This window comes from Dietzia sp. HMSC21D01 (genome assembly GCF_001815995.1).
GTDB classification, from domain to species: domain Bacteria; phylum Actinomycetota; class Actinomycetes; order Mycobacteriales; family Mycobacteriaceae; genus Dietzia; species Dietzia cinnamea.
In genome coordinates this window covers 1-14,544 of record NZ_KV824076.1, presented here as the reverse complement: position 1 = coordinate 14,544, position 14,544 = coordinate 1, and the positions used below count along the sequence as shown (strand labels likewise).

Annotated in this window: 14 protein-coding genes and 1 other RNA gene; 4 read left to right on the top strand and 11 right to left on the bottom strand. The window is 70.4% G+C overall.

Annotation, left to right across the window (positions count from 1 at the left end):
* Positions 1-145: 145 nt before the first annotated feature.
* From ssrA to prfB, 8 genes are all read right to left on the bottom strand, one after another.
* Positions 146-519, bottom strand: a transfer-messenger RNA (tmRNA) gene (gene ssrA / locus HMPREF3086_RS15015).
* An 82-nt stretch (positions 520-601) separates the two neighbouring features.
* Positions 602-1,447: a DMT family transporter gene (locus HMPREF3086_RS15010; protein ID WP_061229891.1), complete on the bottom strand. Its 846-nt coding sequence runs from the start codon at positions 1,445-1,447 to the stop codon at positions 602-604.
* On the bottom strand, positions 1,447-1,956 hold the full coding sequence (smpB, locus tag HMPREF3086_RS15005) for an SsrA-binding protein SmpB (RefSeq protein WP_007633865.1): 510 nt from the start codon (positions 1,954-1,956) through the stop codon (positions 1,447-1,449). The genes HMPREF3086_RS15010 and smpB overlap by 1 nt, the downstream gene beginning before the upstream one ends.
* 97 nt (positions 1,957-2,053) lie before the next feature.
* Positions 2,054-2,956: a permease-like cell division protein FtsX gene (gene ftsX / locus HMPREF3086_RS15000; RefSeq protein WP_007633868.1), complete on the bottom strand. Its 903-nt coding sequence runs from the start codon at positions 2,954-2,956 to the stop codon at positions 2,054-2,056.
* Positions 2,956-3,645: a cell division ATP-binding protein FtsE gene (ftsE, locus tag HMPREF3086_RS14995; RefSeq protein WP_061915206.1), complete on the bottom strand. Its 690-nt coding sequence runs from the start codon at positions 3,643-3,645 to the stop codon at positions 2,956-2,958. Before ftsE ends, ftsX begins: the two co-directional genes overlap by 1 nt.
* A gap of 105 nt (positions 3,646-3,750) precedes the next feature.
* Positions 3,751-4,500 carry a hypothetical protein gene (locus HMPREF3086_RS19125; protein WP_061915209.1) on the bottom strand — a complete coding sequence of 250 codons (750 nt, stop codon included), beginning with the start codon at positions 4,498-4,500 and terminating at the stop codon, positions 3,751-3,753.
* The gene (locus HMPREF3086_RS14985) at positions 4,500-5,396 is read right to left on the bottom strand and encodes a mechanosensitive ion channel family protein (protein WP_061915212.1); all 897 of its coding nucleotides are present in this window, start codon (positions 5,394-5,396) and stop codon (positions 4,500-4,502) included. Before HMPREF3086_RS14985 ends, HMPREF3086_RS19125 begins: the two co-directional genes overlap by 1 nt.
* Positions 5,396-6,502, bottom strand: coding sequence for a peptide chain release factor 2 (gene prfB, locus HMPREF3086_RS14980; RefSeq protein ID WP_061915215.1), 1,107 nt, complete (start codon positions 6,500-6,502; stop codon positions 5,396-5,398). The genes HMPREF3086_RS14985 and prfB overlap by 1 nt, the downstream gene beginning before the upstream one ends.
* A 164-nt stretch (positions 6,503-6,666) precedes the next feature.
* Between prfB and HMPREF3086_RS14975 the strand changes: the two genes are divergently transcribed.
* The 3 genes from HMPREF3086_RS14975 (at position 6,667) to HMPREF3086_RS14965 (ending at position 10,259) form a co-directional block, all read left to right on the top strand.
* Entirely contained in the window at positions 6,667-7,476 is an 810-nt protein-coding gene (locus HMPREF3086_RS14975; protein ID WP_070722705.1) for an inositol monophosphatase family protein, read from the top strand.
* 121 nt (positions 7,477-7,597) lie between these two features.
* Entirely contained in the window at positions 7,598-9,004 is a 1,407-nt protein-coding gene (locus tag HMPREF3086_RS14970) for an acyl-CoA dehydrogenase family protein (RefSeq protein WP_061915217.1), read from the top strand.
* Between the two features lie 49 nt (positions 9,005-9,053).
* Positions 9,054-10,259 carry an acyl-CoA dehydrogenase family protein gene (locus HMPREF3086_RS14965; protein ID WP_061915221.1) on the top strand — a complete coding sequence of 402 codons (1,206 nt, stop codon included), beginning with the start codon at positions 9,054-9,056 and terminating at the stop codon, positions 10,257-10,259.
* Positions 10,260-10,378: 119 nt separating this feature from the next.
* On the opposite strand, the gene HMPREF3086_RS14960 is transcribed toward HMPREF3086_RS14965, so the two are convergent.
* Together HMPREF3086_RS14960 and HMPREF3086_RS14955 are read right to left on the bottom strand one after the other, a co-directional pair.
* Positions 10,379-11,089 (bottom strand): chymotrypsin family serine protease, encoded by a 711-nt coding sequence (locus HMPREF3086_RS14960; protein ID WP_061915224.1) that lies wholly within the window; start codon positions 11,087-11,089, stop codon positions 10,379-10,381.
* Positions 11,090-11,240: 151 nt separating this feature from the next.
* A complete protein-coding gene (locus tag HMPREF3086_RS14955) occupies positions 11,241-11,885 on the bottom strand; it encodes a TetR/AcrR family transcriptional regulator (protein WP_007633883.1) in 645 nt (214 codons plus the stop codon).
* Positions 11,886-12,054: 169 nt separating this feature from the next.
* On the opposite strand from HMPREF3086_RS14955, the gene HMPREF3086_RS14950 reads away from it, so the two are divergent.
* Complete coding sequence (locus tag HMPREF3086_RS14950; protein ID WP_061915274.1) at positions 12,055-13,182, top strand: acyl-CoA dehydrogenase family protein; 1,128 nt, start codon at positions 12,055-12,057, stop codon at positions 13,180-13,182.
* On the opposite strand, the gene HMPREF3086_RS14945 is transcribed toward HMPREF3086_RS14950, so the two are convergent.
* Positions 13,179-14,372, bottom strand: a complete 1,194-nt coding sequence (locus tag HMPREF3086_RS14945) for an FAD-dependent oxidoreductase (RefSeq protein WP_061915277.1) — start codon at positions 14,370-14,372, stop codon at positions 13,179-13,181. The genes HMPREF3086_RS14950 and HMPREF3086_RS14945 overlap by 4 nt on opposite strands.
* Positions 14,373-14,544 lie beyond the last annotated feature (172 nt).

Genomic DNA, 14,544 nt, shown 5'->3' with positions numbered 1-14,544 from the left:
CCTCCAACCACCACCACCCTTCTGAGGCAGGAGGGGGCCAGCGCCGGCGGCCGGCGCGCGGACGGGCTCTGCATCGATGGTTCCGAGCAGCACTATGAAATGCGCTGAACCCCCGGTCGTCGAGACGACCGGGGGTTCAGCCCGATTGTGGAGCTGCCGGGAATTGAACCCGGGTCCTCCGCAGCATCGGCAGGACTTCTCCGTGCGCAGTCCGCGTTGGCCTCTACTCGGATCTCGCCCTCATGCGGACGTGTTGGCGATGACGATCCCAGTCACTGTGAGTTGTCCCGACCCACCCCGTGACCGGGTGAGCCGGTGATCCCTCTAGATGATGCCGGGTTCCGGGGCGAGAGCGACCCCGGGCCGACAGACTACGGGCTCGCTATCAGGCAGCGAGGGCGTAGTCGCGCTGATTGGTATCGGCGCGTAATTGGTTGCCACGACGCTTACGGTGGTCTCTGGCCTGCACCGGCACGCTTCCCCTGCGTCAGCTCACGTAGTCGAAACCACATCAGCCCCTCAGGAGCCGCCGACTTCCGCCGACGGACCTCCAACCATACCCCCGGGGACCGTCGAATACCAGGGTGACGTCCGTCTCCGGTCAGCCAAGCGTGAGGAGGACGATCGCGACGCCGGCCAGGCCCAGCCCGGCCAGTTGGACCGCGCGCATCCGCTCGCCCCCATGCGTGACCGCCAGCGCGACGGTGAAGGCGGGGTACAGGGCGGCGATGACGCTGACGAGGGAGAGCATCCCTGCCTGGGAGGCGAAGTAGAACGCACCATTCGCGATCGCGTCGAACACGGCGATCACCACCCCGATCGCGATGAGACGGCGCGGGAAGCGGAACGACTCACGCGCGGCCACGGCAGCGGCGAGCAACATCACCGTCGCGCCTACCCGCGACGCCGCGACCGGCCAGAGCCCCTCGCCCGCGGGCACCCGCGACAACAGGACGAAGAAGGCGGCGAACGCCGAGCCCGACACCACCGACATCACCAGGAGCGACGCCGTCAACCGCCCGTGCGCGGCGGACGAGCCGTCCGCGCCCTCCAGGGACACGAGGACGGTGGCCACGAGCGCCACCGCCATCCCCGCCATCGCCGCGGACCCGGGCCGCTCCCCCGCCGCCAACCCGAAGGCCAGAGGTCCGGCGGCGGCCAGGACCGCCGTGATCGGCGAGATGACGCTCATCGGCCCCCGGGACAGCGCCACATAGAACGTCCACACCGCGGCGCCGGATGCGAGCCCGGACGCCAACCCCCACCCCAGGCCCGCCGGAGTAGGTGACCCGCCCGCGACGAGGGCCGCGACCCCCACGAGCACGATCGAGACAGGGTAGGCCACGCTGACGACGCGCAACGCCCGCGCGCGGCGGGACGCCACGCCACCGAGATAGTCACTGATGCCGTACGCCACCGCCGAGGTCGACGCCAGCGCGACCGGCATCACGCCCGCATGCCCTTGATCTTCCTGCCCAGCTCGCGGACCGCTTCGCGCTCGGCCGTCCGCCGGGCGATGTCCTGCCGCTTGTCGTGGGCCTGCTTACCCCGCGCGACGGCCAGTTCGACCTTGACGCGACCGTTCACGAAGTAGAGCGACAACGGGACGAGCGTCGCGTTCCCGTCGCGCACCTTGCCCACGAGCGAGTCGATCTCCCGGCGGTGTAGCAGGAGCTTCCGCGCCCGCTTGGGGGCATGATTCGTCCAGCTCCCGTGCGAATACTCGGGGATGTGGAGCCCGCGGAGCCACACCTCGCCGTCGTCGACCGTCGCGAACGCGTCGACCAGCGAGGCCTTACCCTCCCGCATGCTCTTGATCTCGGTGCCCACGAGGGCGATCCCGGCCTCGTAGGTGTCCAGGATGTGGAAATCGTGCCTGGCCTTGCGGTTACTCGCGACGATGCTCCCGTCGGAGCCGAGGGAGGACGCGCCCTTCTTCTTGTTTTTCTTGGCCACGTCGGTTCACCTCCTCGTTGCTGTTGCGCAGCCCCCAGAGTCTAGACGAGCCGGAAGGGGCGGCGGCCGTCAGTGCCGGGCCATCAGTACCGGGCCATCAGTGCCGGACCGTCAGCCTCAGGGTCACCCACGCCGTCAACGCGGAGGCCACCGCGCCGGCGACGACGAGCCCCGGGGCGAGAACCAGAATGTCGGAGGTCGTGATCCTCTCGACGAGATTCGCCCGGTACGCCTCGTCCAGCACCCTGTCGAGGAACACGCTCTTGGCCACCAACAGACCCCCCACCGCAAGGACGGCGCCGGTGATCGCCGCGATCACCGCTTCGAGCACGAACGGCAACTCGGTGTACCACCGGCTCGCGCCCACCAGGCGCATGATCCCGACCGCGGTGCGTCGCGTGAACGCCGCGATCTGGGTCATGTTGGCGATGAGCAGGACGGTCGCCACGAGCTGAACCACCGCTATGGCGAACGCCGCGTTGCGGATGCCGCCGAGAACCGAGAAGACGCGCTCGACCAGCTCACCCTGCCCCTGCACGACCTCGATCCCGGACACGTCCGCCAGATCCACCGCGACCTCCTCCGCCCGCGTCGGATCGGACAGAGTGAGGGTGAACCGCGAGCCGAGAGCGTCCGGCGACGTCGACTCCACCAGAACCGGGTCGGTCGAGGCGAACAGCTCGACGAACTCGGAGTAGGTCTCCTGCGGGTTCTTGTACTCCACCGACGCCACGCCCGGCGTCTCCTCGAGCTGCTCGCGAATTCCCGCGCACTCCGCCGCACACTCCGGGTCCTCGACGGAGATCGAGCGGTCCACGTAGACGCGGAACTCGTTGAGGTAGTCGTACTTGGCCTGGCTCGCGGACGCGGTCATCGCCACCAGCAGCCCGGCGCCCAGCATCCCCAGCGCGACGGCCGTGGTGATGATCATGGCCAGCGTCATGGAGAGGTTCCGGCGTAGTCCCTGCGCGACCTCCGACGCGATGAACCTGACGGCCATCAGCGATCCACCCCGTAGGTCCCGCGTGCGTCATCCCGCACGACCGCACCGTCGACCAGTTCCACGACCCGGCGGCGCGACCGATCCACGATGTGGCGGTCGTGCGTAGCCATGAGCACCGTGGTGCCCGTCCTGTTGATCCGGTCGAGCAGCAACATGATGTCCTCACTGGTCTCCGGGTCGAGATTGCCCGTCGGCTCGTCCGCGAGCAGCAGCACGGGACGGTTCACGAACGCCCGGGCGATGGCGACTCGCTGCTGCTCTCCCCCGGACAACTCGTGCGGCCGACGATCCGCCTTGGTACCCAGTCCGACCATGTCGAGCGTCTCCGGGACGAGCTTCTCGATGGTCCGGCGGGACTTGCCGATGACCTGGAGCGCGAACGCCACGTTCTCCGCGACCGTCTTGCCCGGCAGGAGGCGGAAATCCTGGAACACGCAGCCGAGCGAACGCCGCAGCCCGGGCACATCCGAGTTCTTCATGCGTGTGAGATCGTGGCCGGCCACGACGAGCCGACCCGAGTCCGGCCGCTCCTCCCTCAACAGCAGCCGCAGGAAGGTCGACTTACCGGAGCCGGAGGCACCGATGAGAAAGGCGAACTCGCCGTCGTCGATCTCCACGCTCACATCGGACAGAGCCGGACGCGTCACGGACGCGTACGACTTGGTCACACGGTCAGCACTGATCACGCCAGTAGCCTAGCGCCACACCCGTCACTGTCGGCGCTGCTGGCCGAACACCGTGGTCCGCCGGCGGGACCGCCGAAGCGCCACCCGGTGCCCGAGCGATAGGCGTCACCCCTCGAGGGCGCCGCCGCTCGGAACAGAGGTCGGAACGCCCTCGGGTGCCTGCTGACCAGTCTGCTGTTGCGACTGCTGCTGAGGCTGCTCCTGCGGCACCTGTTGCTGCGGTGCCTGCTGCTGCGGCGCCTGCGTCTGCTCCTGCCGGGTGGGAGTCGATCCCGCCGTTCCGCGCAAGCCACCCGGGCCCGGGCTGGTGCTGGCGGTGCCCTCGGGGCCGGTGGTCGTCGTCCCGGTCGTCGCGGTCCCCGTCTGATCCGGCCCTGTCGTGGGAGTGGGATCGGTGGTGCCCGTAAGCTCCGACGGCCCGGTCTGCTCGGACGATGACTCAGCCGGCTCGGTCGGCGCACTGGTCGCGGGCGGGGCCGGCGGACCGAAGGCGACGACCGGCTGCTCACGGACGAGCAGATACAGCACCCCGGCGACGACGAACGCACCGAGAAGGATCGCGGTCGTCCGCGACATCGACAGGAACTCCCCGATCAGCGCCACGATCGCGGGCTTCGGCCGGCGTGAGGGCGCGTCGGGCGGTGGCGTGCCGCCGAGGCCCAGCGGATCGGGCTGTTCACGGGCGGACGGGTCCTGGCGCAGCACGGGCTCCTGACGCGTGGCGTCATCCTCCCGGGTCGTGCCGGCGTCGGGGGTCGCGTCGGCGCCCCGGGCCACGTCACCGTCGCGGGTCGTGTCGTCGTTCCGGATCGTGTCGTCGTTCCGGGTCGTGTCGTCGTCACTGTGCCGTGCCATCAGACGCTCCCCTCTCCGGTCTGCGGGCGGAGCATCCCCGCCCGGATGGCCGCGAGCGCCTCCGGCTCCAGGACGATGCCCTCCTGCCTGAACCGGCGCAGGATCACCGCGCGCATGCGCCGGCCGACCTCCCACTGCATCCCCGGCTTGGTGCGGGCGAGCAGGCGGATGATGGTCTGCTCCAGCTTGATGGACTGCACGCCCATCACGGATGGCTCGTCGAGCACGTACTCACCCACACGGTCGTCGTCGACGATGTCCCGACACACCTCGGCGAGCACCTCGTGCGCCTTGTCCATGTCGGCGTTGTTGGGTACCGGCACGTCGATGATGGCGCGCGCCCAGTCCTGCGACTGGTTGACCGCGGTGACGATCTGACCGTTGGGAACGATCACGGCCTCACCGTCCAGCGTGCGCAGCCGGGTGACGCGGAGAGTGACGTCCTCGATCGTGCCGGCGGCGACGCCGGTCGCGGTCGTGAGCTCCACGATGTCGCCGTACCCGTACTGCCTCTCGGCGAGGACGAAGAACCCCGCCAGGAAGTCCTGGACGACCTTCTGCGCGCCGAAGCCGAGCGCCGCGCCGAGGACGGTCGCCGGCGCGACCAGGGCGACGAGGTTCACACCGAAGCGCAGGAGAATCTGGATCCCGAAGAGGACGTACAGGACGGCGACGGCGACATAGGAGAGCACCTGGATCAGCGAGTGCAGGTGCTTTGACTCCTCGGACCACAGCTCCTTGTCCGCGTTCTTTGCGTCGATCCGGCCGGTCCACATCCGGGCGATCTTGCCGATCACGCGGGTCAGCAGGGCCGCCCCCAGGACGAGGAGGACGACCTCCAGACCCTCGTTGCTCAGCCAACGGAGAATTCCGCTGAAGTCGGTCTGGACCCTCACTAGGCGTCGGCCCCCTCCCGCATCCGCCACCGGATGCCGGCCTCGATGAATCCGTCGATGTCACCGTCGAGCACCACCGACGGGTTGTTGACCTCGTGCTCGGTCCGGAGGTCCTTGACCATCTGGTACGGGTGCAGCACGTAGGAGCGCATCTGGTTGCCCCACGACGCGTTGCCGCCCGAACCGAGGGCGTCCATCGCGGCCCGTTCCTCCTGCCGCTTGCGCTCGAGCAGCTTGGCCTGCAGCACCTTCATGGCCGCGACCTTGTTCTGCAGCTGCGACTTCTCGTTCTGACACGTCACGACGATCCCCGTGGGGATGTGCGTGAGGCGCACCGCGGAGTCGGTGGTGTTGACCGACTGCCCACCGGGACCCGACGAGCGGTACACGTCGACGCGGACCTCGTTCTCCGGGACCTCGATCGAGTCGACCGTCTCGACCACGGGAAGCACCTCGACCTCGGCGAAGGAGGTCTGGCGGCGCCCCTGGTTGTCGAACGGCGAGATGCGCACGAGGCGGTGGGTGCCCTGCTCGACCGAGAGGGTGCCGTACATGTACGGGTCCTTGACGATGAAGGTGGCGGACTTGATGCCGGCCTCCTCCGCGTACGAGGTGTCGTAGACCTCGACCTTGTGGCCGTTCTTCTCCGCCCAGCGCACGTACATCCGCATGAGCATCTCCGCGAAGTCCGCGGCGTCGACACCGCCGGCGCCCGCGCGGATGTTCACGACGGCCTCACGCTGGTCGTACTCACCGCTGAGCATCGTCTTGACCTCCATGGCCTCGACGTCCTCACGCAGGCTCGCCCGCTCGGCATCCGCCTCCTCGACGGCGTCGCCGCCTTCCTCCTCCGCGAGCTCGTACATCAGCGGCAGATCCTCGATCCGCTGCCGCAGTTCGCGGCAGCGACGTAGGTCCGCCTGGATGTACGACAGCTCGCTGGTGACCTTCTGAGCCCGGTCCTGGTCGTTCCACAGGTCCGGGTCGGCGGCCATCTGCTCGAGCTCGTCGACGCGGCGGGCGAGCTCGTCGATGTCGAGAACCTTCTCGACGGTGGTCATGGTCGCGTCGAGGGCTGCGATGTCGGCGGAGACTTCAGGGTGCACGAGATCCGAGTCTACGCGGCCCGGGCGTCGCCCACCGTTTCCCCGCCCGTCGCCCCGACGTGACCCGCCACATCACCCGTGGTCGCCCGCCGCGGGTAGCGTCGAGAGCCGCGGACCCGCTGCCGCCCGTGGTCAGCGCGCCGCGACCCCAGCGGAGGAAGTGCATGTCCATCGACACCGGCCACCCGCGCCCCGCGTCCGACGAGCTCACCGGGCGACTGTCCGACGTCGACCTGGCCGCCCGCCTCGTCGTCGACGCCGGCACCCTGGCGCGCCGCCTGCGCGAGGACGGACTCGACGTCCGGCGCAAGACGTCCGTCTCGGACGTCGTCACCGAGGCGGACGACGCCGCCGAACGACACATCACCGCGCTTCTCGCCGCCCACCGGCCGGACGACGGCGTCCTCGGCGAAGAGGGAACCCTGGTCGCCGGCGGCCACGACCGGCGGTGGGTCGTGGACCCCGTCGACGGCACCTACAACTTCGTCTCCGGCTCCGACTACTGGTGCTCGGCAGTGGCACTCAGCGGCCCCGACGACTACCTGCTCGGCGCGGTCCACCGCCCCGCCACCGGCGAGACCTTCGTCGGCGGCTCCGAGACGCCCACCCGCCGCAACGGCGTCCCCGTGACCCCGCTGTCCCCCGGCGACCTCGCCGCCGGCAGTCTCGCCACCTACCTCCACCCGCCGTTCCTCACCGACCCCGATCTGGCCGAGCCGTTCCACCGCGTGAGCCGGGGCGCGGCGACCATCCGGATGCTCGGATCCGGATCGGTCGACCTGGCCTCGGTCGCCTGCGGGATCCACACCGTGTGGTGCCAGCACTCCTGCCCGGAGTGGGACTGGCTGCCCGGCCGCGCACTCGTCGAGGGCGCGGGCGGGGTCTGCGCGACCGTGGAGGTCAACGGCTACGACTGGTTCGTGGCGGGCCGCCAGGGTGCCGTCGACCAGGCGGTCGCCCTGCTCCGCGGCTGAACCAACCCCCGCCGAACAACGGTGCCGAGAACTTCAGGGGAAAGTGTGGCGCTCGGAACTTACTCCGAAGTAAGGTGTTGGCGACCACACCGCCCACCGTCCGTCACGAGAACAGCTGGTGATGATGAGTAAGAACCCCACGACCCCGCCCACGACGGGACGCGCGAAGACCTCCACACCGGGCAAGAACCCCACACGCATCGACGCCATCGGCGCCGCGATGCGTGCGCTGACCACGATCACCGGGTCGGAGTTCGCCGAGCGGTTCGGACTGCGCCAGACGGTCGACCGGGTGACCTACGAGGCCACCAAGACCGGATTCAAGACCCTCGGGGCCGCGACCAAATCGTTCAAGAAGGTCTCCGGAGGCGGCGCGCCCAAGCGCCTACCCGACGCCGACACCGAGGCGCGGCCAGACCTGTTCGACCTCACGCTGGACGAGGACCAGCAGATGATCTCCCAGACCGTGCGCGAATTCGCCACAGAGGTCATCCGCCCGGCCGCCCACGACGCCGACGCCGCCGCTGAGGCCCCCGCCTCGCTTCTCGAGCGGTCCGCCGAGATCGGCGCCACCATGCTCAACGTCCCCGAGGAGTTCGAGGGCATCGCCTCCGAGCGCGGCGTGGTGACCAACTCCCTCGTCGCCGAGGCCCTGGCCTACGGAGACATGGGCCTGGCCCTGCCTATCCTCGCGCCATCCGGCGTGGCAACCACGCTGACACAGTTCGGCTCCGACGCCCAGCAGAAGTCCTACCTGCCGGCGTTCGCCTCCGAGAAGGTCCCGGCCGCCGCCGTGGCGGTGGCCGAACCTCGCCCGCTGTTCGACCCGTTCGACCTGAAGACGACCGCCGTACGCACCCCCGGGGGCTTCACGCTCAACGGCGTCAAGTCGATGGTGCCCACCGCCGGCACCGCCGAGCTCTTCGTCGTCGCCGCCATGCTCGACGGCGCGCCGACCTACTTCGTCGTGGAATCCGACACCGAGGGCCTCGTGGTCGAGGCCGATCCGTCCATGGGCCTGCGCGCCGCCGGCCTGGGCCGGCTCGTCCTCACCGACGTGACCGTGCACGCCGACGCGATCCTCGGCGGCCCGGACGTCTCCCCCGACGACCGCGCCGCCGCCTACGCCGACGTGATCCGTCTGTCGCGCCTCGGCTGGGCGTCGCTGGCCGTGGGCACCTCCCACGCCGTCCTCGACTACGTCACGCCCTACGTCAAGGAGCGCCACGCGTTCGGCGAGCCCATCGCCCACCGACAGGCTGTCGCCTTCGCCGTGGCCGACATGGCCACCGAGCTCGACGGCATGCGCCTGGTCACCTGGCGTGGCGCCTCCCGCGCCGAGCAGGGCCTGTCGTTCGCCCGGGAGGCCGCCCTGGCCCGCAAGATCGCCGCGGACAAGGGCATGAAGATCGGCCTCGACGGTGTCCAGCTGCTGGGCGGGCACGGCTTCACCAAGGAGCACCCGGTCGAGCGCTGGTACCGCGACCTGCGCGCCGTGGGCGTGGCCGAGGGCGTGGTGGTCCTGTGACCCCCGCCCGCGCCGCCACCCTCCCGAACCGGACCAAGGACACCCAGCGATGATCAACCTCGAACTACCCAAGAAGCTCCAGGCGGGTGCGAACCAGGCCCGCCAGGTAGCCACCCAGATCTTCCGGCCCATCTCCCGCAAGTACGACCTCGCCGAGCACGAGTACCCCGTCGAGCTCGACACCCTCAAGGCCATGATGGAGGCCATGGAGGACGCCGGCCAGGCCGCCTCCGGCGCCACCATGGGGTCCGGCGGCGCACCCAAGCGCGAGGGCGTGGCCAACGGCGGCAACATGAAGTCGCTGCTCAACATCATCGAGACCTGCTGGGGCGACGTCGGCCTGACCCTGTCCATCCCCCGCCAGGGCCTGGGCAACTCCGCCATCGCCGCCGTGGCCAACGACGAGCAGATGGAGAAGTTCGGCCGCGTGTGGGCCTCCATGGCCATCACCGAGCCCGACTTCGGCTCCGACTCCGCCGCCGTGTCGGCCACCGCGCGCCTCGACGGCGACGAGTACGTCCTCAACGGCACCAAGATCTTCGTCACCTCCGGTGCCCGCGCCGACCACATCGTGGTGTGGGCGACCCTCGACAAGAGCAAGGGCCGCGCCGCCATCAAGTCCTTCGTCGTGCCGCGCGACCATCCCGGCGTGTCCGTTGACCGGCTCGAGCACAAGCTCGGCATCCGCGCGTCCGATACCGCGCAGATCACCTTCACCGACTGCCGCGTCCCCAAGGAGAACCTCCTGGGCGACCCGGAGATCCGCGTGGACAAGGGCTTCGCCGGCGCCATGCAGACGTTCGACAACACCCGCCCGCTGGTCGCCGGCATGGCGGTGGGCGTCGCACGCGCCGCGCTCGAGGAGATCCGCACGCTCCTCGAGGAGGCCGGTATGGAGATCGACTACGACCGGCCCGCCACCAGCCAGCCGGCCGCCGTGGCCAAGTACCTCGAGCTCGAGGCCGACTGGGAGGCCGCGTACCTGCTCACGCTGCGCGCGGCGTGGATGGCCGACAACAAGATGCCCAACACCAAGGAAGCGTCGATGTGCAAGGCCAAGGCCGGGCGCACCGGCTCTGCCGTGACACTGGGCGCCGTCGAACTCGCGGGCAGCTACGGCTACTCCGAGCGCAGCTTCCTCGAGAAGTGGTCGCGCGATTCCAAGATCCTCGACATCTTCGAGGGCACCCAGCAGATCCAGCAGCTGGTCATCGCCCGGCGCATCCTCGACCTGTCGAGCGCCGAGCTGAAGTGAGCTGACCCGCCGGACGGGGCGACGAGACCCGTCGGATCAACGAGAAGAGCGTTCCGCACACCACGCCGAGCGGGTGTGCGGAACGCTCCTCTCGATGGATCCCGGGGCCGGCCGGGCCGTCAGGCCATCCGGAAGCCGCTTCCGGGCCAGTTGCGCGCGGTGGCGTCGGCGACGATCGCGTCGAACGAGTACCCCAGCGCGGGCAGGAAGAACGGCGACTGGGCCGGGTGCAGGCACGAGGGCAGAACAGGGCCGAGGCTGCCGGCCGCCCCGGCCGCCGGCGGCATGTGGCCGCCCGAGACCAGGCCCACGAGCCGGCCGTCGCGGGTGATGGGCCCGCCGGAATCCCCGTACCCGGCACAGGCGTGGCTCCAGAACCTGTCACCCTCGCGCTGCCAGGTGATGCCGCACGTGTGGCCGGTCGACAGGCCGTCCTTGCAGACGACGTCGCCGAACTCCGGCGCCGGCCCGCGGCCGACCACGCCGGCCTGGCGGACGGGGACCGCGACGCCCGGGTCCAGGCGGATGACCGAGTAGTCGAGGATCTCGTTGCGGGTGGCGACCGTGCCGATCACGCCCGCGCCCTGGTTGTCGCGGAGGATGACCGGGACGTTTATCCGATCGCTGCAGTGGGCGGCCGTGAACGCGACCGGGGTGCCCGCCGCGTCGTAACCGGCGGCGGTGATGGTGCATCCCGCCACTCCCCCGACGAGCACGGGGGTCGCGCCGCCGACGGGCACCGCCGCCTGGGCGGCTGCGGGCACCATCAGCGTGGCGGCGCCGACCATCACGGCCGTCGCGGCGAGTTTCGCCAGACGGGTGAACCTCATGAGCGTGTCCTTCCCACCCCTGGCGGAATGCCCGGGTCTACGCTCCGTCAGACTAGCGGCTGGGGCCCCGCCGTGCACGACGCACGCGCGCGTCACCGGCGCGCCTCCCGAATCCGGGTGCGGCGCCACCGCCCCAGCGGCACACCGCCGGTCAGTGCTCCCCGACCGTGATCCGGATGGTGGGACGTCGGTCGTCGGCACCGCCGATCCGACACCAGATCGCGGCCACGATCGGTTCGAGGAACAGTTCGCCGACCTGCCCCATGAGGGTGCGCACCACCTGGACCTTCTCCGAGGAGCGCGTGGAGGCGTGGCCGCCGCGGCGCAGACTCTCGACCTCCCTGGTGGTGAGGTCGACGATCGCCGCGAGCAGCGGAGCGCCCCGGCCGTCGGGCTCGATGAGGGCGCGGTTAATGTACTTCACCACCATCGGGTTGCGCTCGAGCATGTCGCGCACGGCGGCGTCGCGGGCCGCGACCACCTCCGCCGGGGACCCGGTGTGCTCGACGGTCGCCAGCGCGTCGACGACGTGCTCCACCACGAGGTCGTCCACCGCGCGGCGCAGCCCCTCCTTGGTGCCGAAGTGATGCTGGATCAGCCCGATGGTCACGCCGACCTCGGCGGCGACGCGGCGCATGGAGACCCGGTCCTCGCCGTGGTCCGAGTACAGCTCCAGCGCGGCGTACCGGATCCGCGCGCGGGCGGTGAGGTCGCCGTCGGCGGAGCGCCGCGGGCCGGAGTCGCCCGCCTCTGCGCCGCCGCCGGACCCGGGGCCATCTGAACCCACCTCGCCCATCACGCACACCTCTCGCCGCGACGTGCGGCGCCCGAGGCGACCGCCGGAATGATGACCATACACCTGTATGCCATGCGGTTGTATGGTGGTGCTCGACAAGGCCACGCCGGCCCCCACCTCACTCTGGAGTCGCCCCGTGTTAGAGCCCGCCCCCTTCCGCTCCCCCTGGATGACCGACGACCTGGACGCTCTCCGAGCGCACACCCGCGCCTTCCTCGAGAAGGAGACCGCCCCGCACCTCGAGCGGTGGGCCGAGCAGGGCGCGGTGGACCGCGAGTTCTGGAACAAGGCCGGCGATGCGGGCTTGCTGTGCATCTCGATCCCCGAGGAATACGGGGGCGGCGGCGGCTCGTTCGCCCACGAGGCCGTCATCGCGGAGGAGCAGACCCGGGCGCTGGACGACGGCTGGGGCAACTCGGTCCACAGCACGATCGTCGCCCACTACATCCTCCAGTACGGCACCCAGGAGCAGAAGCAGCGTTGGCTGCCGAAGCTCGCGACCGGCGAGATGGTGGGCGCCATCGCCATGACCGAGCCCGGCGCCGGGTCGGACCTGCAGGCACTGCGCACCACGGCCACGCGCGACGGCGACGACTTCGTGGTCAACGGCTCCAAGACGTTCATCTCCAACGGCATGCACTGCGACCTGCTCGTCATCGTGGCGCGCACGGGCGGCGAGGGCGCGCAGGGTCTGTCACTGCTGGTGGCCGAGACGCCGGGGCTGGAGGGCTTCAACCGCGGCCGCAAGCTCGACAAGATCGGCCTGAAGTACCAGGACACCATGGAGTTGTTCTTCGACGACATGCGCGTCCCGGCGGGCAACATCCTGGGCGGCGAGGGCCAGGAGGGGCAGGGCTTCATCCAGCTGATGCAGCAGCTCCCGCAGGAGCGCCTCATCATCGCGGTGACCGCGGTCGCCGCCGCCGAGACCGCCGTGCGCCTGGCGACCGACTACGCCAAGGAGCGCGAGGCGTTCGGCAAGCCGATCCTCAAGTTCCAGAACCTGCGCTTCGAGCTGGCCGAATGTAAGACCGAGGCGCTGGCCGCCCGCACTCTGCTGGACCACTGCATCTCGCTGCATCTCAAGGGCGAGCTCGACCCGGCGACGGCGTCCATGGCCAAGTACTTCTGCACGGACAAGCAGTGCGAGATCATCGACCGCTGCCTGCAGGTCTTCGGCGGCTACGGCTTCATGACCGAGTACCCGATCGCCCGCATGTACGCCTCGGCGCGCGTGCAGAAGATCTACGGCGGGACCAACGAGATCATGAAGGAGCTGATCTCCCGGACGCTCTAGAGTCGCGAGCCCTCCCGCAGGTCCGCGACGATCTGGCGCACGGCGTCACGGCCCGCCCGGTTGGCCCCCACGGTCGACTGGGACGGGCCGTAGCCGATGAGGAACAGTCTCGGCTCGTCGAGCGCCCGTCCGTCGGCGACGCGGATCCCGCCCTCGGCCGTCCGCAGCCCGAGCGGGGCGAGATGGGCGATCGCGGGCCGGAACCCGGTGGCCCAGAGGATGACGTCCGCCGGCTCGAGCCGCCCGTCGGGCATCCGCACTCCGTCGGGCTCGATGCGGGTGAACATCGGGTGGCGCACGAGGACGCCGCGCGCGTCGGCGCGGTCGATCCACGGCGCGCGGTACATGCCGGTGACGCGGATGACACTCTCCGGCGGCAGCCCCCTCGCCGTGCGCTCGGCGACGCGGTCGATTGCGGCGGAGAAGTTGTCCGGCGGCGGGCCCGTCTCCCACTCGATCTCCCGCCGCGTCACCCACAGGGTGTCGGCGACGAGGGAGATGTCCTCGAGCAGCTGTGTCGCCGAGATGCCGCCGCCGACGATCACGACGCGCTGTCCGGCGAACTCTTGGGCCGAGACGTAGTCGTGGACGTGGAGCTGTCGTCCGCGGAAGGTCTCCTGACCTGGGTAGTACGGCCAGAACGGCCGGGTCCAGGTGCCGGTGGCGTTGATGACGTAGCGGGCCGCCCATGTCCGTGGGTCTCCGGGGCGAAAGGTGCCGCGGCGGGGCGCACCGGTCGGTTCGGTGACGACGACGAGGTGGTCTCCGGCCGGGTCGACCCTCCCAGGGACCGGTCTGCGTACCGAGCGGACACGGACCGGTCGCCGGACGTCGAGGCCGTGGCGGATCTCGTAGTCGGCGAAGTAGCGGGGCAGGATCTCGCGGCTGGGCGTGTCCGGGTCGACGTCGGGGACCGGGTGGTCCGGGAGGGCGAAGATCCCGTTGACCGTGCGCATGGTGAGCGACTCCCAGCGGTGCTGCCACGCGCCGCCCGGGGCCTCGTCGGCGTCGAGCATGACGAAGGTGCGGTCGCTCCGGGCCTCTCCGGCTGCCCGACCTGCCGGGACGAAGCCACGGCGTCGCAGGTGGTGTCCGGCCGACAGGCCGGCCTGCCCGGCCCCGATGACGAGCACGTCGACGGGCGCGGCGGGTGTCCCGGGTTCGAGTGTCACGCCCCCATGGTCGGTCATCCGGGCCGTCCGAGTCGACGAGGGCCCTTCGTCGATGGCGGCGCGGGTCTTCATACCGGTGTCCTCCAGGGTCCGCAGCAGGTCCCCGGGGGGTTCGACGCCGGCGGGCGTGCGGTGGTCGCCGACGCGGATCGGACACTAACCTGAGTTCCACAACTTTTAGTGACCCGCT